At 70.1% G+C, this 22,045-nt stretch carries 18 protein-coding genes and 1 tRNA gene; 14 read left to right on the top strand and 5 right to left on the bottom strand.

Annotated elements, in window-relative coordinates; all coding sequences use genetic code 11:
- The first annotated feature begins 15 nt into the window (after positions 1-15).
- On the top strand, positions 16-648 hold the full coding sequence (locus tag ACT3S3_RS06540) for a metal ABC transporter ATP-binding protein (RefSeq protein ID WP_441579769.1): 633 nt from the start codon (positions 16-18) through the stop codon (positions 646-648).
- Positions 648-1,529 carry a metal ABC transporter permease gene (locus ACT3S3_RS06535; protein WP_301443153.1) on the top strand — a complete coding sequence of 294 codons (882 nt, stop codon included), beginning with the start codon at positions 648-650 and terminating at the stop codon, positions 1,527-1,529. The genes ACT3S3_RS06540 and ACT3S3_RS06535 overlap by 1 nt, the downstream gene beginning before the upstream one ends.
- Here the strand turns inward: ACT3S3_RS06535 and ACT3S3_RS06530 are convergent.
- Positions 1,483-2,640: a MazG nucleotide pyrophosphohydrolase domain-containing protein gene (locus ACT3S3_RS06530; protein ID WP_301443152.1), complete on the bottom strand. Its 1,158-nt coding sequence runs from the start codon at positions 2,638-2,640 to the stop codon at positions 1,483-1,485. The genes ACT3S3_RS06535 and ACT3S3_RS06530 overlap by 47 nt on opposite strands.
- Positions 2,641-2,671: 31 nt before the next feature.
- Complete coding sequence (gene mfd, locus ACT3S3_RS06525; protein WP_441579767.1) at positions 2,672-6,388, bottom strand: transcription-repair coupling factor; 3,717 nt, start codon at positions 6,386-6,388, stop codon at positions 2,672-2,674.
- Between the two features lie 82 nt (positions 6,389-6,470).
- Between mfd and ACT3S3_RS06520 the strand changes: the two genes are divergently transcribed.
- The 11 genes from ACT3S3_RS06520 to ACT3S3_RS06470 all read left to right on the top strand — a co-directional run bounded on the left by ACT3S3_RS06520 (position 6,471) and on the right by ACT3S3_RS06470 (position 16,621).
- Positions 6,471-6,542: transfer RNA gene (locus ACT3S3_RS06520), tRNA-Gln, on the top strand.
- A 103-nt stretch (positions 6,543-6,645) separates the two neighbouring features.
- Positions 6,646-8,076, top strand: a complete 1,431-nt coding sequence (locus tag ACT3S3_RS06515) for a hypothetical protein (RefSeq protein WP_444615055.1) — start codon at positions 6,646-6,648, stop codon at positions 8,074-8,076.
- Between the two features lie 79 nt (positions 8,077-8,155).
- Positions 8,156-9,595, top strand: a complete 1,440-nt coding sequence (gene glmU / locus ACT3S3_RS06510; protein WP_441582711.1) for a bifunctional UDP-N-acetylglucosamine diphosphorylase/glucosamine-1-phosphate N-acetyltransferase GlmU — start codon at positions 8,156-8,158, stop codon at positions 9,593-9,595.
- Positions 9,596-9,695: 100 nt separating this feature from the next.
- Positions 9,696-10,661, top strand: a complete 966-nt coding sequence (locus ACT3S3_RS06505) for a ribose-phosphate diphosphokinase (RefSeq protein WP_301442928.1) — start codon at positions 9,696-9,698, stop codon at positions 10,659-10,661.
- A gap of 185 nt (positions 10,662-10,846) precedes the next feature.
- A complete protein-coding gene (locus ACT3S3_RS06500) occupies positions 10,847-11,476 on the top strand; it encodes a 50S ribosomal protein L25/general stress protein Ctc (protein ID WP_301442929.1) in 630 nt (209 codons plus the stop codon).
- 31 nt (positions 11,477-11,507) lie between these two features.
- Positions 11,508-12,065 (top strand): aminoacyl-tRNA hydrolase, encoded by a 558-nt coding sequence (pth, locus tag ACT3S3_RS06495; RefSeq protein ID WP_441579659.1) that lies wholly within the window; start codon positions 11,508-11,510, stop codon positions 12,063-12,065.
- Positions 12,062-12,700 carry an aminoacyl-tRNA hydrolase gene (pth, locus tag ACT3S3_RS06490; RefSeq protein ID WP_441579660.1) on the top strand — a complete coding sequence of 213 codons (639 nt, stop codon included), beginning with the start codon at positions 12,062-12,064 and terminating at the stop codon, positions 12,698-12,700. The genes pth (ACT3S3_RS06495) and pth (ACT3S3_RS06490) overlap by 4 nt, the downstream gene beginning before the upstream one ends.
- A 56-nt stretch (positions 12,701-12,756) precedes the next feature.
- Positions 12,757-13,539 (top strand): spermidine synthase, encoded by a 783-nt coding sequence (locus ACT3S3_RS06485; protein WP_444615061.1) that lies wholly within the window; start codon positions 12,757-12,759, stop codon positions 13,537-13,539.
- A gap of 95 nt (positions 13,540-13,634) precedes the next feature.
- The gene (locus ACT3S3_RS06480; protein ID WP_301442932.1) at positions 13,635-14,858 is read left to right on the top strand and encodes an HNH endonuclease signature motif containing protein; all 1,224 of its coding nucleotides are present in this window, start codon (positions 13,635-13,637) and stop codon (positions 14,856-14,858) included.
- Positions 14,859-14,879: 21 nt separating this feature from the next.
- Positions 14,880-15,839, top strand: a complete 960-nt coding sequence (locus ACT3S3_RS06475; RefSeq protein ID WP_301442933.1) for an ATP-binding cassette domain-containing protein — start codon at positions 14,880-14,882, stop codon at positions 15,837-15,839.
- The gene (locus ACT3S3_RS06470; RefSeq protein WP_301442934.1) at positions 15,839-16,621 is read left to right on the top strand and encodes an ABC transporter permease; all 783 of its coding nucleotides are present in this window, start codon (positions 15,839-15,841) and stop codon (positions 16,619-16,621) included. Before ACT3S3_RS06475 ends, ACT3S3_RS06470 begins: the two co-directional genes overlap by 1 nt.
- 4 nt (positions 16,622-16,625) lie before the next feature.
- Here the strand turns inward: ACT3S3_RS06470 and ACT3S3_RS06465 are convergent, their stop codons facing one another.
- Entirely contained in the window at positions 16,626-18,587 is a 1,962-nt protein-coding gene (locus ACT3S3_RS06465; RefSeq protein WP_441579661.1) for an aconitate hydratase, read from the bottom strand.
- Between the two features lie 89 nt (positions 18,588-18,676).
- On the opposite strand from ACT3S3_RS06465, the gene ACT3S3_RS06460 reads away from it, so the two are divergent.
- A complete protein-coding gene (locus tag ACT3S3_RS06460) occupies positions 18,677-20,353 on the top strand; it encodes a peptide chain release factor 3 (protein WP_444626445.1) in 1,677 nt (558 codons plus the stop codon).
- A 1-nt stretch (position 20,354) separates the two neighbouring features.
- Here the strand turns inward: ACT3S3_RS06460 and ACT3S3_RS06455 are convergent, their stop codons facing one another.
- Together ACT3S3_RS06455 and ACT3S3_RS06450 are read right to left on the bottom strand one after the other, a co-directional pair.
- The gene (locus ACT3S3_RS06455) at positions 20,355-21,344 is read right to left on the bottom strand and encodes an enterochelin esterase domain-containing protein (RefSeq protein ID WP_444615058.1); all 990 of its coding nucleotides are present in this window, start codon (positions 21,342-21,344) and stop codon (positions 20,355-20,357) included.
- A partial coding sequence (locus ACT3S3_RS06450) for a hypothetical protein (protein WP_444626444.1) occupies positions 21,341-22,045 on the bottom strand: 705 nt, incomplete at its 5' end. The genes ACT3S3_RS06450 and ACT3S3_RS06455, both read right to left, overlap by 4 nt.

Here is a 22,045-nt window from a genome sequence, read left to right as displayed (position 1 = left end):
CTTCAGCACGTCTCGATGGCCTACGGCCAGGTCCAGGCCCTGCAGGACGTCTGCCTCACCCTGCCCGCCGGCGCCGTCCACGGGCTGATCGGTATCAACGGCGCCGGCAAGTCCACGCTCTTCGGCGTGCTCACCGGTTCCATCCGGCCGGACGCCGGCACGGTGCGCGTCCCCGGCCCCGTCGCCTACGTCCCGCAGTCCGAGAAGGTCGACTGGACGTTCCCGGTGAGCGTGCGCGACGTGGTCACCGCCGGACGCCACGGGCACATGGGCCCGTTGCGGCGTCCCCGTGCCGCCGACCGCCGCGCCGTGGACGACGCCCTGGCACGCACCGACCTCACCGACCTCGCCGGACGCCAGATCGGCCAGCTCTCCGGCGGGCAGCGCAAGCGCGCCTTCGTCGCCCGCGGGCTGGCGCAGGACGCCGCGACGGTGCTGCTGGACGAACCCTTCGCCGGCGTGGACCGGCCGAGCCAGCGCACCGTCTCCGACCTGTTGCGCACCCTGGCCGACGACGGCCGGTGCGTGCTCATCGCCACCCACGACCTGGCGTCCGTGCCCGGGATGTGCGACACCGCCACCCTGCTGCAGCGCACCGTGGTCGCCCACGGCGCCCCGTCGGACGTGCTGGACAGGATGGTGCACTGATGGTCGAACTGCTCCTGGAACCCCTGCAGTACGGGTTCATCCAGCGTGCCCTGCTGGTGGCCACGGTCACCGCGGTGACCGCCGGGCTGCTGTCCTGCTGGCTGGTGCTGATCGGCTGGTCGCTGATGGGCGACGCGGTGTCCCACGCCGTGCTGCCGGGCGTGGTGGTGTCCTACATCCTCGGCTGGCCCTTCGCCGTGGGCGCGCTCATCGCCGCCCTGCTGGCCGTCGGCATGGTCGGTGCGGTGGGTAGGCGCACCACGTTGAAGGGCGACACCGCCATCGGCGTGATCTTCACCGCCCTGTTCGCCCTGGGGCTGGTGCTGTCGTCGGTGACCCCGGCGGGCACGAACCTGCAGGAGATCCTCTTCGGCAACCTGCTCGGCATCACCCACGACTCGCTGGTGCAGGTGCTCGTCTTCGGCACGGTCGCCCTGGTGGTGATGCTGGTGATGCGCCGCAACATCACCGCCTGGGCCTTCGACGCCGAGCATTCCCGCATCGTCGGCATGCCGACCGGGCTGATCCGCTGGACGGTGATGGTGTGCCTGGCGCTGGTGGTGGTCGCCTCGATGCAGGCGGTGGGTGTGATCCTCGTCGTCGCCCTGCTGATCACCCCGGGCGCCACGGCCTACCTGCTCACCAGGCGCATCGGACGCATGATGCTCATCGCCCCGGCCGTGGCCTGGGTCAGCTCGGTCGTCGGCATCTGGGCGAGCTTCCACCTCGACGTGTCCACCGGCGGCTCCATCGTGCTGGTCCAGGCCGGTATCTTCGTGCTGGTCTACCTCTTCGCCCCGCGGGAGGGACTGGTCACCACCGCGGTGCGGCGGGTCACTTCCCCCAGCCCTCCGGTGTCTCCTGTGCCTGCGCGTCGCTGAAGCGGTGCTCCAGCTCCCGGCGGAACTCCTCGACCGCGCCGATCAGGCGGTTGTCGGAGTCGCCGACGTCGTCGCGCTCCAGCCCGATCATCGGGAAGCGGATGTCGGTGGGGATCTCCGAGTCGTGCAGCCCGTACCCGCGGGCCAGGATGATGACCTCCTCGGCCGCCGACAGGGCAGAAGGTGCAGCCGGCGAGTCGGCCTCAGGGGTGTGCACCGCGGCGAAGCTGGAGGCGTGCGGTTCCTGCCGCCCGGTGGCCCCTGTGATCTCCGGGGTGGGTTCGGGCTTGTAGGGCGCCTTGCCCTCGGCGGCACGCCCCTCGGCCCACAGCCGGTCCTGCTCCTCGCGGGACACCGGACGCTCCACGTCCTCGAAGAGGTACGGCGCACGCGAGCGCATCTTGGCGACGAAGGCACCGGCCACGTGACCGATGTCGAAGGAGCCGCGCCGGTTGGCGATCTCGGAGTGGAAGAGCACCTGCAGCAGGATGTCGGCGAGTTCGCGGCACAGTTCCTGTTCGTCGGCCTGCCGGTCTGAGCCGGCCTCCTCGAGCCGGTCGACGACCTCGGCGAGCTCCTCGGTCTCCTCGCGCAGGTAGGCCAGCAGGCTGCGGTGGGTCTGGGACTGCTCCCACTCCCCCTGACGCATCGCGCGCGTCATCAACGCCACGGCGTCCTCGACCTCGTCGATCACCGAGGACGGGACCTCGGTGCGCGAGGTGCGCCGCAGCCCGGCGACCGCGGCGGTGTGGTCGTCCGTGCCGACGATCTCCCCGTCCACGACGCCGCCACCGGAGTAGTCGATCTCCGGCTCGGACGCCTCGGCGGCCCCCGGTGCCTCGATCTCCCGGTCACCGGCCATCTCCATCAGGAGGCTGGGTGCCTTGACCAGCGCGTCGCCGCGCTCGAGGCGCTCGGCGACGGCCTCGTTGGCGAGGTCGGTGGTGACGATCACGTCGGTGTCGTCGACGGTGTGCCCACCGAGGTCGGCGATGACCCAGCGGATGCGGACCGGCACCTCCTCGGTGTAGCAGACGTCATCACCGAGCAGCGGTACCGCCTCGACGGGCAGCATCGCGGGGAACCTGGGATCCAGCAGCACGACGGACATGGAGGTCAGTGTACCGGTTACCCGTTCGGTCTCAGCGGGTAACCGGCTCCGTGTGTCCGCCGGCGCCGGTGATCTCCCGGCGCGGCACCCCGGCCAGGTCCGTCAGGGCGTTGGCGCACCACTGCACGAGGTCGAGGTCACGCAGGGCGACGGCCCTCATGCCGGACCCCTCCTTGGGCACCGGGACCAGCACCGTCTTCGGTGTCGCCCGGTAGGTCGCCGCCGGGAACAGCCGCTTGAGCCGGACCTGGCCGGAGTCCGCCAGGGTGATCGGCGAGAAGCTGATCTTCGCCCCGGTCTGGATGACCTCGGTGACGTCCAGGTCGCGGCACACCATGCGTAGCCGGGCGACGACCACCAGTCGCTGCACCTCCTCGGGGATGTCGCCGTAGCGGTCGCGCAGCTCCTCGAGGACGTGGGCCAACGCCTCGTCGTCGGTGGCCTCGGCGAACTTGCGGTAGGCCTCCAGGCGCAGCCGTTCGCTGGCGATGTAGGTCACCGGGATGTGCGCGTCCACCGGCAGGTCGATGCGGATCTCGCGGCGCTCGGCGGTGTCGGAGCCGTCCACGGTCTCGCCGTCGGCCATCGCGCGGAAGGCCTCCACGGCCTCCCCGACCAGCCGGACGTACAGGTCGAAGCCGACCCCGGCGATGTGGCCGGACTGCTCGGCGCCGAGCACGTTGCCGGCGCCGCGCATCTCCAGGTCCTTCATCGCCACGGCCATGCCCGCGCCGAGGTCGTTGTTCTGCGCGATGGTGGTCAGCCGGTCGTAGGACGTCTCGGTGAGCGTCTCGCCCTTCGGGTAGAGGAAGTAGGCGTAGGCGCGTTCGCGGGAGCGCCCCACGCGGCCGCGCAGCTGGTGCAGCTGCGACAGGCCCATGTGGTGGGCGTTCTCCACGATCAGGGTGTTGGCGTTGGCGATGTCCAGGCCGGTCTCCACGATGGTGGTGCACACCAGCACGTCGAATTCGCGGTCCCAGAAGCCCTGCACCGTGGTCTCCAGCTGCTCCTCGCTCATCTGCCCGTGGGCGACGACGACCCTGGCCTCGGGGACGAGCTGGCGGATCCGCGAGGCGGTCTCCTCGATGCTCTTGACCTTGTTGTGCACGTAGAACACCTGGCCGTCGCGCAGCAGCTCACGACGCACCGCCGCGGCGACGTGCTTCTCGTCCTGCGAGCCGACGTACGTCAGCACCGGGTGCCGGTCCTGCGGCGGGGTGAGGATCGTGGACATCTCGCGGATACCGGCCATGGACATCTCCAGGGTGCGCGGGATCGGCGTGGCCGACATGGTCAGCACGTCGACGTGGGTGCGCAGCGACTTGATGTGCTCCTTGTGCTCCACTCCGAAGCGCTGCTCCTCGTCCACTATGATCAGCCCGAGGTTCTTCCACTGGATTCCGGTGCCCAGCAGCCGGTGCGTGCCGATCACGATGTCCACGGTGCCGTCGGCCATGCCGGCGAAGACCTCGGTGGACTCCTTCGGCGAGGTGAACCGCGACAGTTCCCGGATCTGCGTGGGGAAGTCCTGCATCCGGTCGATGAAGGTGCGGTAGTGCTGCTGGGCCAGCAGGGTGGTCGGCACCAGCAGGGCGACCTGCTTGCCGGACTGCACCGCCTTGAAGGCGGCGCGCACGGCGACCTCGGTCTTGCCGTAGCCCACGTCGCCCACGATGACCCGGTCCATGGGCACCGGCTTCTCCATGTCACCCTTGACCGCCTCGATGGCGTTGAACTGGTCCTCGGTCTCGGTGAAGGGGAAGGCCTCCTCCATCTGCCGCTGCCAGGGCGAGTCCGGGTCGAAGGCGTAGCCGGGCGCGGCCTGCCGGGCGGCGTAGAGCTGCACCAGTTCCCCGGCGATCTCCCGCACCGCACCGCGGGCCTTCTTCTTCGTGTTCTTCCAGTCCGAGCCGCCCATCTTCGACAGGGAGGGCTTCTCCCCGCCGACGTAGCGCGACAGCAGGTCGAGCTGGTCCATCGGCACGTACAGCTGGTCGCCGGGGCCGCCACGCTTGGACGGGGCGTACTCCAGCACCAGGTACTCGCGCCGCGAGGCGTCGGCGCCCTTGCCGATGGTGCGTTCGGTCATCTTCACGAACTTGCCGATGCCGTGCTGGTCGTGGACCACCAGGTCCCCGGGGGCCAGGGCCAGCGGGTCGACCCGGTTACGCTTCTTGGCGGGTTTACGACGCCCCGTCGCGCTGGCCTCCACGCGGTTGCCGGTGACGTCGGACTCGGTGACGAAGAGCAGGTCGGTGGTGTCCAGACCGCCGTGGGCGGCGGCCTGGTAGATGCTGACGGTGCCGGTGGACGGCACCTCGTCGGCGGTGCGCTTCGAGCGGCGCATCCGTCCCTGCCCGGTGATGCCGTCGAGTTCGACGTCCACCGCCTCGGCGGCGATGCCGGCCTCGCGGAAGCGGCGCAGCATGCGCGCCACGATCGCGGGGGACGGTGCGGCGTAGGCGACCCGTCCCCCGCCCTCGACCCGACGCCGGATCGCCGACATCAGCTGGCCGATGGCCTCCATGTCACCGTGCGGTGCGGGCGCGACGTCGAAGTCGAGCAGCAGCGGCTCGGCGTCGGAATCGTCCCAGTCCGCGACGCCCGTGGGCGACAGCGTCCACCACGGGGCGCCCAGGGCGTCCTGCGTGGCGCGCAGGGACGCCAGCGTGCGGTAGCCCGCGCGGTCTACGTCCTGCGAGTCCTGCGAGCTGTCCGCGATCGCGGCGACGTCCACCGGCGCGGCACCGCCCATCGCCGCGACCTCCCACCCGGCGGCGAGGAACTCGCGGCCGGTGGCGATGAGGTCCTCGGCGCGTCGTTCCACGGCAGCCGGGGTGAGCACCACGGTGTGCGAGCCCTCGGGCATCAGCTCGGGCAGGGTCTGCATCGGGCCGTCGTAGAGCAGCGGGATCAGCGACTCCATGCCCTGCACCGGTGTGTGCTGGCTGATCTTGTCGAAGGCCTCGGCGAGCTCCGGGTTGCCGGCGTTCTCCCTGGCCAGAGTCTCGGCGCGGCGGGCAACCTCGTCGGTGATCAGCAGTTCGCGCACCGGGTGCGCGAGCACCTCGCCGGCGACGGCCTCGGGGATGGTGCGCTGGTCACCGACGGAGAAGGCACGCACCTCGCTGACCTCGTCGCCCCAGAACTCCACGCGCACGGGCGTATCGGCGGTGGCCGGGAAGATGTCGAGGATGCCGCCGCGGGTGGCGAACTCGCCACGGCGTCCGACCACGTCGGAGTGGGTGTAGCCGAACTCCACGAGGCGTTGCTGCACCTCGGAGAAGTCCAGTTCCACGCCCTCGGCCAGCCGGACGGGCTCCACCTCTCCGAGCCCGGCCATCACCGGCTGCACCACCGAGCGCGTGGGTGCGACCAGCACGTTCACCTCGCCGTGGGCGAGCCGGTAGAGCGCCTGACGACGCTGCGACACCGTCTCCACCCCCGGCGACAGCCGCTCGTGCGGCAGCGTCTCCCAGGACGGCACCATCGCCACGGTGTCCCCCAGCATCGCGGTGAGCTGGGCGGTGAGGTCCTCGGCCTGGCGTCCCGTCGCGGTGACCAGCAGCACCGGACGGTGCCTCGCGAGCGCGCCGACGGCGAACGGCCACGCCGCGTCCGGCCCCTGCATGTGAAGACGCTGATCGCCGACGTGGGTGACCATGCCCCGCAACTTCGGGTCGGAGGCGAGGGAACTCAGCACCCCGGACAGCGGTGGTGTCTGCGGCGGCTTCTGCGAGGGACTCATGGGCAACCATCGTAGTATCGCGGCGATCAGGTAGAGTGACCGGTTGACCGGGACGGGTGGAGCAACCACCGGTTCCTGGCGTTCCCCCATGGTGTAATCGGCAACACTGCGGTTTTTGGTACCGTCATTCCAGGTTCGAGTCCTGGTGGGGGAGCTTCGCCGTTCGGGGAGTTTTCCCCGTTTTCCACACCTCTGGTCCGCATGATTCTGCACACTGCCTGTGCAGACATTCATGTGCGACGATTCCTGAGGTAAGAATGACCACGATTCGGGCATCCCGTGTCCGGCGCTGCTGCGCCGCCCTCCTGACGGGTTCCCTGGTGCTCACCGCATCCGCCTGCGGCGGCGACGGTGCGGACGGCCCAGACGACACCACCCCGACCGCCGCCGCGGCGGAGACCGGCACCGACTTCTCCCTGAGCTACGACGTCCCCGAACGGTGGGACGCCGACTCCGTGACCGCCGTGCTGGAGTCCTCGATGATCGGCGGCGGGGTGAACGGCAGGTCCGTCGTCGCGGACGGCGCGCTGTTCGTCGGCGAGGGCCTCAACCAGGTCAAGCGGGCGACGGAGGAGGGCACCGAACTCCTCGACGTCACTCCCCTGAAGTCTTCCTCGGTCGAACAGCAGGACTTCCGGATGGAGGGCTTCCGTCGCAACGACACCGACTTCGTCGCCCTGTGGCGCCAGGGCGTCCCCGAGAGCAACGACAGCCGACGTCTCGGCGACGAGAACGACGCCGACCGGGAGGTGTTCCTCACCGTGCTCGACTCCTCCGGCGAGGTCCGGCTCGACGGGGCCCTCGACGGTGCCACCGAACCCGGGTACGTCGCGGGCGGTCTGGCGAAGGCCCCCGGGGAGACCTCACGGCAGCTCCTCGCCTATGACCCGCTGACCGGCGAATCCGTCTCCGGGGACGGCGGCGACGGGGAAGAATCCTGGAGCAACGAGCCCGGCTCGCCGGTGACCACGGTGGCCGGGTACGACACCCGGGGCAACGAGGTGACCACCGTGACCCGTCGTCTCCCCACCAGCGACGCCAGGTTGAGCCGGGGAGAATTCAACGACTACGACCACCACGCCAACGGCTGGTCGTCCAGGGACGTCCTGGACGCCGGGGACAAGGACACCGTCCACTTCGCCGGCATCGCCGGCGACTACGCGTTCTTCCGCCTCAAGCGGGAGCGTCCTCCCTTCGGCACCGAGGTGGACGAGGACCTGCCGGACAAGTTCGTGGTCCACATCCCCGACGGAACGGTGGCGTACTCCGGAAACGAGGACTGCCTCGACAACAGGACCACCAGTCTCGAACCTGACGTGGGCGACTCCACCAGACGTGCCGCGTTCACCTCCGCCGACCAGTCCGTGATCGTCCGCGGCCGCCTGATGCTCGACGCCGACCGGTCCCTGCTGACGTGCGAGGAGGTCCGGGGCGACCTCGACCCCTACGTCGTCCTCGACGACGGCACGGTCTACGGCTACGGCGAGCAGGGCTCCGGCGACGGTGCGCAGCAGGTCGCGGCCTCCATGCAGGTCGGTGACGAGGAGGCGTTGATGGAACAGGGGTCGCTGCCGATCCACGTCGACGCCGGCGGCCGGGGCTGGTTCGCCGACGCGGTCAACCACAGCAACGGCACCGACACCGTCGTCGCGGTGGTGGAACCCGCTGAGGGCGGTTCCCGGTCCTGAGCGCCGACGGCGTTAAACTGTCGGACATCCGCGTGATCCACATCCGCAGTCGAGCTCCAAGGTAAGGACACCGCCCATCGTGACTGAACAGAACAAGCCGGTCGCCGTCGTCGTACTCGCCGCCGGCGCCGGAACCCGCATGAAGTCCGCCACGCAGAAGACCCTGCACTCCATCGGCGGGCGGACACTGCTCTCGCACAGCCTGCACGCGGCGGACACGGTCTCCCCCGAGCGCATCGTCGCCGTCGTCGGCCACGGGCGCGAGCAGGTCGGCCCCGCCGCAGAGCAGATCGCCGAGGAGCTCGACGCACCGGTGGACCTCGCCGTCCAGGAGGAGCAGCTCGGCACCGGGCACGCCGTGCAGTGCGCCATGCCCGCCCTCGAGGGCTTCGAGGGCACGGTCATCGTGACGAACGCCGACGTCCCGCTGCTGACCGGGGTCACGCTCGGCCACCTGCACGACGCGCACACCGAGGTCCCCACCGCGGTCACCGTGCTGACCACGGACCTCGCCGACCCCTTCGGGTACGGCCGTATCATCCGCAACGACGAGAACGAGGTCACCGCGATCGTCGAGGAGAAGGACGCCGACGAGTCCGAGCGGGCCGTCACCGAGATCAACTCGGGCGTCTTCGCCTTCGACGCCGCGATCCTGCGCGACGCGCTCACCCGCCTGCGCACCGACAACTCCCAGGGCGAGCTCTACCTCACCGACGTGCTCGGCATCGCCCGCCACGACGGCCACCCGGTGCGCGCGCACCGCTCCGACGACCCGCGCGAGCTCGCCGGCGTCAACGACCGCGTCCAGCTCGCCGCCGCCGGCCGCGAGCTCAACCGCAGGACGGTGGAGGCCGCGATGCGCGGTGGCGCCACCGTCGTCGACCCCGCGACGACGTGGATCGACGTGGAGGTCACCGTCGGCGCCGACGTCACCGTCCTGCCCGGCACGCAGCTCAAGGGCCGCACCTCCATCGCCGCCAACGTCACCGTCGGGCCGGACTCCACGCTGCAGGACGTCACCGTCGGCGAGGGCGCCTCGGTGGTGCGCACCCACGCGCTGGAGTCCACCATCGGCGCGCACGCCGAGGTCGGCCCGTTCACCTACCTGCGTCCGGGGACCGTCCTGGGCGAGGAGGGCAAGCTCGGCGGGTTCGTCGAGTCGAAGAACGCCACCATCGGCCGCGGTTCGAAGGTCCCCCACCTGACCTACGTCGGCGACGCCACCATCGGCGAGTACTCCAACATCGGGGCGTCCAGCGTCTTCGTCAACTACGACGGCGTGGACAAGCACCACACCACCGTCGGGTCTCACGTGCGCACCGGCTCGGACACGATGTTCATCGCCCCGGTCACCGTCGGCGACGGCGCCTACTCCGGTGCCGGCACCGTGATCAAGGACGACGTCCCCGCCGGCGCCCTGGCGGTCTCCGGCGGCCAGCAGCGCAACATCGAGGGCTGGGTGCAGCGCAAGCGTCCCGGCACCGAGGCAGCGGAAGCCGCAGAGGCAGCCGACTCCTGACCCCCGTCGGGGTTGCCCCGGATTGGTTCACCTGAACCGCTCGTCTTACACTCACAACAGCGAACAGCTCCCTCCCTAAGTCGGAAAGGTCGTAGAACCCGTGTCCCACTGGATCGACAACCAGAAGAACCTGATGCTCTTCTCCGGTCGTGCCCACCCAGAACTCGGCGAGGCTGTGGCCCGTGAGCTGGGGATTTCCCTGACCCCCACCACCGCACACGACTTCGCCAACGGCGAGATCTTCGTCCGCTTCGAGGAGTCGGTCCGCGGCTCGGACGCCTTCGTCCTGCAGTCCCACCCGCAGCCGCTGAACAAGTGGGTGATGGAGCAGCTCATCATGATCGACGCACTGAAGCGCGGCTCCGCCAAGCGCATCACCGCGATCCTGCCGTTCTACCCCTACGCCCGCCAGGACAAGAAGCACCGCGGCCGCGAGCCGATCTCGGCCCGCCTCATCGCCGACCTGCTCAAGACCGCCGGCGCCGACCGCATCGTCTCGGTGGACCTGCACACCGACCAGATCCAGGGCTACTTCGACGGCCCGGTCGACCACATGCACGCCATGCCGATCCTCACCGACTACATCATCGGCAAGTACGGCATGGACAACCTCTGCGTGGTCTCCCCCGACGCCGGCCGCGTGAAGGTCGCCGAGAAGTGGTCGAACGTGCTCGGCGGCGCCCCGCTGGCCTTCGTCCACAAGACCCGCGACATCGACGTCGCCAACAGCGTCACGGCCAACCGCGTCGTCGGTGACGTCGACGGCATGACCTGCATCCTGCTGGACGACATGATCGACACCGGCGGAACCATCGCCGGTGCCGTGAAGGTGCTGCGTGAGGCCGGTGCCGGCGACGTGATCATCGCCACCACGCACGGCGTGTTCTCCGACCCGGCCCGCGAGCGGCTGAACAACTGCGGCGCGCGCGAGGTCATCACGACCGACACGCTGCCGCAGGACACCGAGGGCTGGGACAACCTGACCGTCCTGCCGATCGCGCCGCTGGTCGCCAAGACCGTGCACGAGATCTTCGAGAACGGGTCGGTCACCACGCTCTTCGAGTAGGAGCACGGCCGAGGCGTCTGGTAGTATTCCGGACGTCTCGGCGAGGGCTGGTTCACACCGGCCGTTATCGGCGCGCATTCGTTCCACGGTGACTTCACCACGGGACGGTCACCGCACCAGGAGCCGCAGCAGAGTCTGCGGCTTTTTTCGTGAGACCGATCAGTTCCGACTTCTAGGAGATCATCATGGCAACCAACATCATCCGCATCAGCGGCCTGCCCCGCACCGAGTTCGGCAAGGGCGCCGCCCGCCGTCTGCGTCGCGACTGGCGCATCCCGGCCGTCCTGTACGGAACCTTCCACGAGCCGATCCACGTGAGCTTCGAGCTGCTGGAGTTCCAGGGCATCGTGCGTAACCACGGCTCCAACGCCATCCTCGAGGTCGAGATCGACGGCGAGGACAACCTCTGCATGATCAAGGCCGTCGACCAGAACGTCCTGACCCTGGACATCGACCACGCCGACCTGCTCTCCGTCAAGCGCGGCGAGACCGTCGAGGTCGACGTCCCCGTCGTCTCCGAGGGCGAGGCCGGCCCGGGCACCCAGGTCGTCCAGGACGCCGACACCGTCACCATCGAGGCCGACGTGCTGTCCATCCCCGAGGAGATCACCTTCTCCATCGAGGGCAAGGAGGTCGGCGACCAGGTCACCGCCGGCGACCTGAAGATGCCGGGCAACACCTCCCTGGTGTCCGACGCCGACACCCTGATCGTCAACATCATCGAGCCCGAGGTCGCCCCGGAGCCCGAGGAGACCGACGACGCGGTCACCACCGAGGCCGACGCCGCGGAGGACAAGGGCGACTCCGAGGAGTAGTCCCCTCCCCCGGGTATGGGAGACTGGTGCAGTGAACAACACTGCCCGGTCTCCCTTTCTCGTTGTCGGACTCGGCAACCCCGGCACCCAGTACGAGGGCACCCGGCACAACGTCGGCGCGATGGTGCTCGACGAACTCGCCTCCGCCACCCACTGCAGCTTCAGCACCAACAAGAAGCTGAACGCCCGCGTCGCGGACACGCGCATCGGCACCGACAAGCTCATCCTCGCCGTCCCACGCAGCTTCATGAACCTCTCCGGCGGGCCGGTCAAGGCCCTGGCGTCCTACCACCGCATCCCGGCGTCCCAGGTCATCGTGGTGCACGATGAGCTGGACCTCGACCTCGGCACCGTGCGCGCGAAGAACGGCGGCGGGTTGAACTCGCACAACGGGCTACGCGACATCGCCAAGTCGTTGGGTACCCGCGACTTCCACCGCGTCCAGGTCGGCATCGGACGCCCGCCCGGCCGCATGGCCCCGGCGTCCTACGTCCTCAAGCCCTTCGCGAAGAAGGAGCGCGACGAGCTGCCGATCGTCCTGGCCGACGCCGCGGACCTCGTGCTCCAGTCGGTAAACTCCGAATCATGAGCCTGCTCTCCCGCCTGCTGGCACCGTTCCGACGCACTGCCCCCGATGGCCCCGACGCCCCCGGTCCGGCCCAGTGGCTGGTCATCGGCCTCGGCAACCCCGGCGTGAAGTACGCCGGCACCCGGCACAACGTCGGCTACCTCGTCACCGACGAGCTCCTGGAGCGCGCGGGGGACGTCCTGCGCCCCATGCCGGGGACGAAGGCGCACGTCGCGCGCGTGGAGGTCGACGGCCACGGCGTCCTGCTGGTGCGCTCCACCACGTTCATGAACCTCTCCGGCGAGGCCGTCGCGCCGCTGGCCACGAGCTACGGGATCTCCCCGGACCACGTCGTCGTGGTGCACGACGAGCTCGACCTGCCCGCCGGCAAGGTGAAGGTGAAGCTCGGCGGCAACGAGAACGGGCACAACGGCCTGAAGTCGATCACCGGCGAACTCGGCACCCGCGACTACGTGCGCGTACGCGTCGGCATCGGACGCCCGGCGTCCGGCACCGGCGTGGTCGAGCACGTCCTGACGGCGCTGGACGGCGCGGCCGCGTGGGACGTCGCGGCGTCCACCGGCGCCGACGCCGTCGACGTCCTGGTCACCCGTGGCCTGGCCGCCGCCCAGAACGAGATACACTCCCGACCGTGAGCACCGCGAAGAAGAGGCCCGCCCCGGTGGCGGGCACGTACGAGGGCGACTACGGCATGCTCGCCCTGGAGCCCGACCCGGATTTCGCCGACGGCTGGCTGATCAGCGTCAACGGGGTCCCCAGCAGCCACGTGGTGCTCGGCGAGCCCCGCGTGCTGGCCTTCGAGTACATGCAGTGGATCGCCACGGCGCTGCGCGCGCACGTGGCGGAGAACCTGGACGCGAACGCCCTGCGCGTCACCCACCTCGGCGGCGGGGCGTGCAGCCTCGCGCGCTACCTCGCCGACGTGTACCCACGTTCACGCAACACCGTCGTGGAGCTGGACGGGGAGCTCGCCCGGCTGGCGCGCGAGTGGTTCGACATCCCGCGCTCCCCGCGGGTGAAGATCCGGGTGGACGATGCGCGCGACGTCGCCGCGTCCTTCACCCCCGCCAGCCGCGACGTGATCATCCGCGACGCCTTCGCCGGCGCGGTCACTCCGGAAGACCTCACCACGGTGGAGTTCTTCACCGACTGCCACCGTGGGCTCTCACCAGCGGGGATCTACGTGGCGAACTGCGGCGACCACCATGACCTGCGTGGGGCGAAAGCGGAACTGGCCGGCATGGCGCAGGTGTGGTCGCACGTGGCGGTCGTCGCCGACCCGCCGATGCTGAAGGGACGCCGGTACGGCAACATCGTGCTGCTCGCGTCGGACGCACCGCTGCTGGACGCCGACTCGCCGTCGATGCCGGCGGTCGCGCGCGACCTGCTCGGCGGCGCGGTGCCCGCGCAGTACAAGGACGAGGCGTGGGTCCGGCAGTTCTTCTCCGGCGCGAAGCCCCGGCGGCAGGGCTGACCTGCAGGTTGGAACACATGTTCGATAGATAGCGCTTTGCCCGCGTTTCATGTCCGGACGGTGCGATACATTGTTCGTATCCAAAGGAGGGGCACGTGAACCACACCACCGACCACACCACCCACCAGCCCGTCATCCAGACCAGTATCTTCCCCAGCACCACGCCGGACAGCCGCGCCGTGGAGCTGCGCACCCTGCTCAACCGCACCGAGCTCGACCTCGTCTCCTACCTCATGGAGATCCCGGAGCACGCGCGTGTGGCCACGGCCCTTGCGGTGCGCCGTCGTACGACCAGCGAGGCCCACCGCTACAACCATGCCGCCGACCTTGCGCAGCGCATGCCGGAACTGTTCGAGATCTTCCGGGGCGACGGGCAGTACTCCGTCGACCACCTCGACGCGATCTGGCTGAAGGTCAACCGTCACTCCCGCGCCCTGCGCGCCGCCGGCGTGCAGGTGCCGGACGCGCTGGACGCCGCCGTCGCCCTGGGTGTGCTCGCCTGGATCCGCGCCACCAAGATCGGCGCCATCTCGGCGATCGCCGACGTCGCCGAGGAGGTGCTGTGCACCGTCGCCCCACTCGTCGTCGAAGAAACCGAGCAGGACGACGCGGCCGCGGTATCCCTCACCCGCCGCGGCACGCGCCTCACTCTGGTGTGCGGCAGCGAGGTCGTGGCGGACTCCCTGTGGTCCTCGGTCTCCACCGCCGCGCTGGACGTGCGCCGCGAGATCATCGAAGAGCAGGAGGATCCGGAGTCCGAGCTGCCGCCGTCGATGCACTTCTGCCGGGGCCAGGTCGCGCTCGGGCTCTTCGGTGCCCGGCGCGACCAGCTCAACGTGACCGTGAACCTCTACGGCACAGCCGGCGGCCCGGGTTATGTCCTGGGCACCGGATGGGTCTCCCCGGCCACCATGGCCACGCTGTCCGGTATCGCCCGGCACGTCCGGTCCCTCCCGAACGCCGGGGAGATTCCGGCCACCAGCGCCTACCGGTTCACCACGGCCCAGCGGTCCTACATCGAGGGACGCGACGCGCGCTGCCGCTTCCCCGGCTGCGTCGTCGCCGCCGACGACTGTGAGCACGACCACCTGGTGAACTCCCCGCACACCGACCCGGAGAGCGACGGGCCGACAAGCGTGGAGAACGGGATCTGCCTGTGCCGCACGCACCACACACTCAAGACGGCCGGGATCTGGACACCGACCAGCCGGGACAACGCCGTCACCCTCGACTGGACCGGACCCGAGGGGGCGCGGGCCACCACCGTCGCCGCCGGTCCGCTGTCCCCGGTACGCAATACGGAGGAACAGACCGGCTAAACACCTGTACCATCCGGTGCCATGCCCCTCATCGAGTTGCATGACGTCCGGAAAACCTACCAGTCCTCCTCCGGGGAGGTACGCGCACTCGACGGTCTCGACCTCGCCGTCGAGGAAGGCACCGTGCGCGGACTCCTCGGACCCAACGGCGCGGGCAAGACCACCTGCGTGAAGGTGCTCACCACCCTCATCCGCCCCACGTCCGGCACCGCGACAGTCGCGGGGCTCGACGTGGTGCGTCAGGCTGCCCGCGTCCGGGAGATCATCGGCGCCTCCGGCCAGTACGCCACCATCGACGAGGACCTCTCCGCCCGGGAGAACCTCATGCTCATCGGCCGCCTGTTCCACCTCGGCGACCGCACCGCACGCACCCGCGCCGATGAACTGCTCGAACTGTTCAACCTCACCGACGCCGCCGACCGCCCCGTCAAGGGCTTCTCCGGCGGTATGCGCCGGCGCGCCGACCTGGCGTCCTCCCTGGTCAACAACCCGAAGATCCTCTTCCTCGACGAGCCGACCACCGGGTTGGACCCCGCGGCCCGGCTGAGCCTGTGGGACGTGATCCGCGAGCGCGTCGCTGCCGGCACCACCCTGCTGCTCACCACCCAGTACCTGGAGGAGGCCGACCAGCTGGCCGACGAGATCAGCGTGATCGACGGCGGCTCCGTCATCGCCGAGGGCACCGCCGACGCACTCAAGACCCAGGTCGGAGGGCAGCGAGTGAGCGTCACCCTCGCCGATCCGTCCGACGCGGACGTCGCGTCCGACCTGCTGCAGCCCCTCGCCGTCGCCGGGGACACCGTGGCCCGGCAGGACCGCACCCTCACCGTCGCGGTGGAGGACGGCCCGGCCGCCCTGGAGCGTGCCGTGCACGAGATCCGCGCCCGCGGCGTCGACGTGCACGACATCGGCCTGGCGCGACCCACCCTCGACGACGTCTTCCTCTCCCTCACCGGGGACACGACCGGGAAGGACGCATGATGAACTGGTTCACCGACGTCCGCGCGGTGACGCTGCGCAACCTCATCCACTTCCGCCGCACCCCCGACGTACTGATGTGGGGCATGATCCAGCCGATCATGTTCGTGCTGCTGTTCAGCCAGGTCTTCGGCGGGGCCATCCAGGTGCCGGGCCAGGACTACACCGACTTCCTCATGGCCGGCATCTTCGTGCAGACGGTGGTCTTCGGTTCCACGTTCTCCGGCATGTTCATGTCCGAGGACCGCAAGAAAGGGCTGATCGACCGGTTCAAGACCCTGCCGATGGCACCCTCTGCAGTGCTCGTCGCCCGCACGCTGGCCGACCTCGTCCTCAACTCCCTGACCCTGGTGGTCATGGTGCTCACCGGTTTCGCGGTGGGGTGGCGTTTCGAGGACGGTGTGGGGCAGTTCCTCGCAGGCATGGCTCTGCTGCTGATGTTCTCCTGGGCCTTCTCCTGGGTGATGGTGCTGCTCGGCCAGCTGGTCCGCAGCCCCGAGGTGATGAACTCGGCCACCTTCATGGTGCTGTTCCCACTGACGTTCCTGTCGAACGCCTTCGTGCCCTCCGAGACGATGCCGACCGCCCTGCGTGTCTTCGCCGAGTGGAACCCGGTGTCGGCACTGGTGCAGGCCACCCGCGAGCTCTTCGGCAACACCGGCGACGCCCCCGCCCCGGACATCTGGACGATGCAGAACCCGGTGCTAGCGGTCTTCGGCGCGGCGGTGCTGCTGGTCGCGGTCTTCGCCCCGTTGTCCGTCGCCCGGTTCCGCCGCGCGGAGTGAGGGCTCAGGCCGCGGCGTACGGGATCCGTCCGCCGGCGATCACCATCTCGACCTGACGTTGCGACAGGTGGTGCCGCAGGGTCACCGCGCGCCCGCCGATGGTCGCCTCGACCGTGGTGCCGCCGCGCAGGGCGTCCCGCAGTCCCTCGATCACGACGGTCTCGTCCCGGGTGACCTCGTCGTGGTCGTCCGGGTCGTCAAACTCGAGCGGCAGGATGCCGAAGTTCGCGAGGTTCTGCCAGTGGATGCGGGCGAAGGACGTCGCGACCACCGCCCGGAGTCCCAGGTACCGTGGCGCGATCACCGCATGCTCGCGCGACGAGCCCTGCCCGTAGTTCGCGCCGGCGACGACCACGTGGCCGCCCGTCGCGTCCTGCGCGCGATCGAAGTAGGTGTCGTCGATCCGGGAGAAGCTGAACTCCGAGATCTTCGGGATGTTGCTGCGGTACGGCAGCACCCGCGACCCGGCCGGCATGATCTCGTCGGTGGAGACGTCGTCGCCCATGACGAGGAGCGCGGGACCCTCCAACCGGTCGTCCAGGGGGTCGAACTCGGGCAGCGAGGAGATGTTCGGCCCCTTGACCAGCTCGGTGGCCAGCGACTCCTCCCGCTCCGGCGGAGGGAGCAGCATGTCGTCGACGGTGCTGAACGTCTCCGGCATCCGCGGGACGGGGCAGGTCATGTCGTACAGCGACTCCAGGTCCCGCGGATCGGTGATGCGCCCGGTCAGCGCCGAGGCAGCTGCGGTCTCCGGGGAGCACAGCCACACGGCGTCCTCCTCCGTCCCCGAGCGTCCGGGGAAGTTGCGGGGCATGGTGCGCAACGAGTTGCGCCCGCTCGCCGGGGCCTGGCCCATGCCGATGCAGCCCATGCACCCGGACTGGTGGATCCGTGCACCGGAGCCGACCAGGGACGTCAGCCAGCCGCCGGCGATCAGGTCGACGAGCACCTCCCGCGAGGTGGGGTTGACGTCCACGGAGACTCCCTGGGACGCCTGGTGGCCGGCGAGGATCTCGGCGACGACGGCGAAGTCGCGTAACCCCGGGTTGGCCGAGGAACCGATCACGACCTGGGATACCTCCTCGTCGTCCTGCGCCGCCTCCCGGACGGGCACCACGTTGCCGGGTGAGGACGGCCGGGCGATCAGCGGCTCGAGGTCGCCGAGCTCGATGTGCTCGGTCACGTCGTACGCCGCACCCTCGTCGGCGACGATGCGCGTGGCGTCGTCGGGACGTCCGACGGCGGTGAGGTAGTCGCGCACCGCGTCGTCGGCGGGGAAGACGCTCGCCGTCGCACCCAGCTCCGCGCCCATGTTCGCGATGACGTGACGGTCCATCGCGGTGAGGCCGTCCAGGCCGGGGCCGTGGTACTCGATGACCCGGCCGACACCTCCCTTCACGCCGTGGCGGCGCAGCATCTCCTGGACGACGTCCTTCGCGGAGACCCAGTCGGGGAGCTCGCCGGTGAGCTCGACACCCCAGACCCCGGGCATCGCCACGTACAACGGCTCGCCCGCCATCGCCATGGCGACCTCCAGGCCACCCACGCCGATGGCGAGCATGCCCAACGCACCGGCGGCGCACGTGTGCGAGTCCGAGCCGATCATCGTGGCCCCGGGCCTGCCGAAGTGGGCCTGGTGCACCGGGTGCGACACACCGTTGCCAGCCTTCGAGAACCACAGTCCGAAACGCTGGGCGGCGGACTGCAGGAACACGTGGTCGTCGGGGTTCTTCTCGTCGGTCTGCAGCAGGTTGTGGTCGACGTACTGCACGGAGAGCTCTGTGCGGACGCGTTCGAGCCCCATCGACTCGAGTTCCAGCATCACCAAGGTGCCGGTGGCGTCCTGCGTGAGGGTCTGGTCGACGGTCAGGCCGATCTCGTCCCCCGGGGCCAGTTCGGTGATCTCCCCGTCGACCAGGTGGTCGGCGATGAGCTTCTGTGCGACGTTCCTCTTCTCGGTCTGCACGGTGGCACACCTCCTGAAAAATAGCGTCCCTCCACGCTACGCCGCACCGCCTTCCCGCAGCAGCCCGTACGCAGGTAAGGTGTCCAGACGTGTCAGACACCGCATCCGCCCACGCCAGCCCCTCCACCGTCGCCTCCGAGTCGCACCGTCGGCGTACCTTCGCCGTCATCGCCCACCCGGACGCCGGCAAGTCCACGCTGACCGAGGCGTTGGCGCTGCACGCGCGCGTGATCAACGAGGCCGGTGCGGTGCACGGCAAGGCCGGCCGCAAGTCCACGGTGTCGGACTGGATGGACATGGAGAAGGACCGCGGCATCTCCGTGGCGTCCTCCGCCCTGCAGTTCGAGTACGCCCCGGAGGGCCACACCGGCCAGCCGTACATGATCAACCTGGTCGACACCCCCGGCCACGCCGACTTCTCCGAGGACACCTACCGGGTGCTCACCGCGGTGGACGCCGCGGTGATGCTCGTCGACGGTGCCAAGGGCCTGGAGCCGCAGACCCTCAAGCTCTTCCGCGTGTGCAAGGCCCGCGGCCTGCCGATCATCACCGTGGTCAACAAGTGGGACCGCCCGGGCAAGGAGCCGCTCGAGCTGGTCGACGAGATCGTCACCGAGATCGGGCTGCAGCCCACCCCGTTGTTCTGGCCGGTCGGCCCGGCCGGCGACTTCCGCGGGCTCGCCCGCCTCGACCGCGAGGGTGAGGTGCAGGAGTACATCCACTTCCTGCGCACCGCCGGCGGTTCGACGATCGCCCCGGAGGAGCACTACTCGCCGGACGAGGCGTCCGCCAAGGAGGAGGACGCCTGGGACACCGCGGCCGAGGAGGCCGACCTGCTGGCCGCCGACGGCGCGGTGCACGACCAGGAGCTCTTCCTGGACTGCACGACCTCGCCGATGATCTTCGCCTCGGCGATGCTGAACTTCGGTGTGCACCAGATCCTCGACACGCTGTGCGCCCTGGCCCCGGAGCCCGCCTCCCGCGAGTCGGACCCGGCGGCGGTGCAGGCCGCGGCGTCCTCGGCCGGTTCGGCGGTCGACGAGGTCCGCGACGTCACCGACGACTTCGCCGGCGTGGTGTTCAAGGTGCAGGCAGGCATGGACACCCACCACCGCGACAAGCTCGCCTTCATGCGCGTGGTCTCCGGAGAGTTCACCCGCGGCATGCAGGTCGCCCACGCGCAGTCGGGCCGCACGTTCTCCACGAAGTACGCGCTGACCGTGTTCGGCCGCGACCGCAACACCGTGGAGGCCGCCTACCCGGGCGACATCGTGGGCCTGGTCAACGCCGGCACCCTGGCGCCCGGCGACACGATCTACGCGGGACGCAAGGTGCATTTCCGTCCGATGCCGCAGTTCGCCCCGGAGAACTTCCGCACGCTGCGCGCGAAGACCCTGGGCAAGTACAAGCAGTTCCGCAAGGCCCTGGAGCAGCTCGACTCCGAGGGCGTGGTGCAGATCCTCAAGAACGACGCCCGCGGCGACGCGAACCCGGTGATGGCCGCGGTCGGCCCGATGCAGTTCGAGGTCATGCAGGCCCGCATGATGGCCGAGTACAACGTGGAGACCCTCACCGAGCCGGTCCCCTTCTCCGTGGCCCGACGCACCGACGCCGCCAGCGCCCCCGAGCTCGGCCGGCAGCGCGGCGTGGAGATCTTCACCCGCACCGACGGCGAGCTCATCGCCCTGTTCGGCGACAAGTGGAAGCTCGCCTTCGTGGAGAAGGAGCACCCGGAGCTCACCATGTCCCCGATGGTCGCCGACTAGATCAACCCAGCACCTGCACCAGCCCGCGGGTGAGCGCGCCGGTCCAGGCGGCCATCTCGTGGCCGTGGGTGCCGATCTCCAGGCTGGTGGGCACCCCGGCGGCACCTAGCGCGTCGGCGACGTCGCGGGCATGGCCGACCATGCCGCGGCCCTCGCCGCGTCCTGCGCTCAGGTGGACGCGCAGTCCGTCCGGGGCACCGGACGCCCGGATCTCGCCGGCGACGTCGGCGGCCCAGAAGGAGCCGGACGTCGCGACGGCGCGGCGGGCCGCGTCCGGACGCCGCAGGACCACGTCCAGCGCCGACAGGCCGCCGAGGCTCTCACCGGCGATGACGGTGCGTCCTGCGGGCACGTCGGCGATCTGCCGCGCCCACGGCAGCACCTGGTCGGCGACGAGGTCGCGGTAGGCCGGCGAGCGCGAGAGCAGTGCCACGCGGTCCTCGGCGGTGTCCACGGCGACCACACCGATCGAGCCGAGCCGTGCCAGTGCCGCCGGCAAGGACGTGCCCGACCAGGCCCGCCCGTCGCTGATGACGAGCAGGTATTCGGCGTGGAGTAGGCCGGCGGTCCACAGCGTCCGGCCGTCCAGTTCCGTGCGCTCCCAGTCGACGGGATCGCCCTCGACCCAGCCGGGCTCGTCCGGGGCGTCCGGGGCGTCCGCCATGATGAGGCGTCCGGACGCCCCGGCGCTCAGCGGCGCACGCCACCCGGGGTGGTCCAGGCGGTGCGGGACGACGTGGGTGACGGCGTCCAGCCAGCGGCGGCGGGAGTCGTCCGTGGCGTCGAAACGCGCGGCGGCCGCGGCGTCCAACCTGATGACCCGGTAGGACGACACCAGGTCGTCCGGCAGCTCCAGGGTGGTCGTCCAGACGCCGTCGGTGCGGGTCATGCGGTGCAGATCCGGGGTGTGGTGGTCGTGCACGCCGTCGACGTGCAGCAGCACGCGCACCGGCGCGCCGGTCTCGCGCCACGAGAACCCGACGGCACTCACAGCAGGTGCACCACGCCGAGCAGGATGAGGAACACCGCGACGATGTACCCGCCGGCGCGGGCGACGGTGGCCTGGTTGCCGCGCATCCAGGCGAAGCCGCGGCCCGCCGCGCTGTAGGGGCGCATGCGGATGAAGCCCACGATGAGGGCGCACACGAACGGCAGGCTCAACGCGACCGCCGCATAGGCGATCATGCCCACGTAGCGGGTGACGGTGGCGAAGTCGCCCGCGCTCATCAGGGCGATGCCGGCGAAGAAGGGCACGGAGGTCGCCGACTGCACCACGCCGAGCGCGAAGCCGGTGCCCACGGTGGCCACCGTCGGCGTCTTCAGCGGTGCCATGATGCGGTTGACGAGGCCGGATGGCCCGTCCCCGCCGCCGCGCCAGGCGAGCACCGCGCTGTGCAGGCCGGTGAGGATCAGCAGGTTGCCGAAGACCGGGGAGTCGACGACGGTCTTGATGACCTCGCCGAGGCCGTCGAAGACGACCATCGTCACCAGCGCCAGGGCGAGCACACCGAGCCAGTCGCCGAGGACGAGGAGGGCGGCGACGGCACCGTAGCGTCCTCCCCTCTCGCGGGGCGGTTGCGCGACACCGACGGCGACGAGGACCCCGATCAGCAGGAAGTTGACGGTGTCCGCGAGGGCGAAGGAAAGTACGTGCAGCACACCGGCAGATCCTACACGTCGGCTCCATTTACC

The sequence above is a fragment of the Corynebacterium sp. AOP40-4SA-5 genome, assembly GCF_052377355.1.
In the GTDB taxonomy this organism is placed as follows: domain Bacteria; phylum Actinomycetota; class Actinomycetes; order Mycobacteriales; family Mycobacteriaceae; genus Corynebacterium.
The sequence above is the reverse complement of the archived record's forward strand: the minus strand, read 5'-3'. Positions and strand labels throughout refer to the sequence as shown.

Excerpts from the sequence above, each read along its gene's own strand:
- ACT3S3_RS06540 (WP_441579769.1), top strand. The coding sequence starts at position 16 with ATGGCCTACGGCCAGGTCCAGGCCCTGCAGGACGTCTGCCTCACCCTG.
- ACT3S3_RS06535 (WP_301443153.1), top strand. The coding sequence starts at position 648 with ATGGTCGAACTGCTCCTGGAACCCCTGCAGTACGGGTTCATCCAGCGT.
- ACT3S3_RS06530 (WP_301443152.1), bottom strand. The coding sequence starts at position 2,640 with ATGTCCGTCGTGCTGCTGGATCCCAGGTTCCCCGCGATGCTGCCCGTC.
- mfd (WP_441579767.1), bottom strand. The coding sequence starts at position 6,388 with ATGAGTCCCTCGCAGAAGCCGCCGCAGACACCACCGCTGTCCGGGGTG.
- ACT3S3_RS06515 (WP_444615055.1), top strand. The coding sequence starts at position 6,646 with ATGACCACGATTCGGGCATCCCGTGTCCGGCGCTGCTGCGCCGCCCTC.
- ACT3S3_RS06500 (WP_301442929.1), top strand. The coding sequence starts at position 10,847 with ATGGCAACCAACATCATCCGCATCAGCGGCCTGCCCCGCACCGAGTTC.
- pth (WP_441579660.1), top strand. The coding sequence starts at position 12,062 with ATGAGCCTGCTCTCCCGCCTGCTGGCACCGTTCCGACGCACTGCCCCC.
- ACT3S3_RS06485 (WP_444615061.1), top strand. The coding sequence starts at position 12,757 with ATGCTCGCCCTGGAGCCCGACCCGGATTTCGCCGACGGCTGGCTGATC.
- ACT3S3_RS06475 (WP_301442933.1), top strand. The coding sequence starts at position 14,880 with ATGCCCCTCATCGAGTTGCATGACGTCCGGAAAACCTACCAGTCCTCC.
- ACT3S3_RS06470 (WP_301442934.1), top strand. The coding sequence starts at position 15,839 with ATGAACTGGTTCACCGACGTCCGCGCGGTGACGCTGCGCAACCTCATC.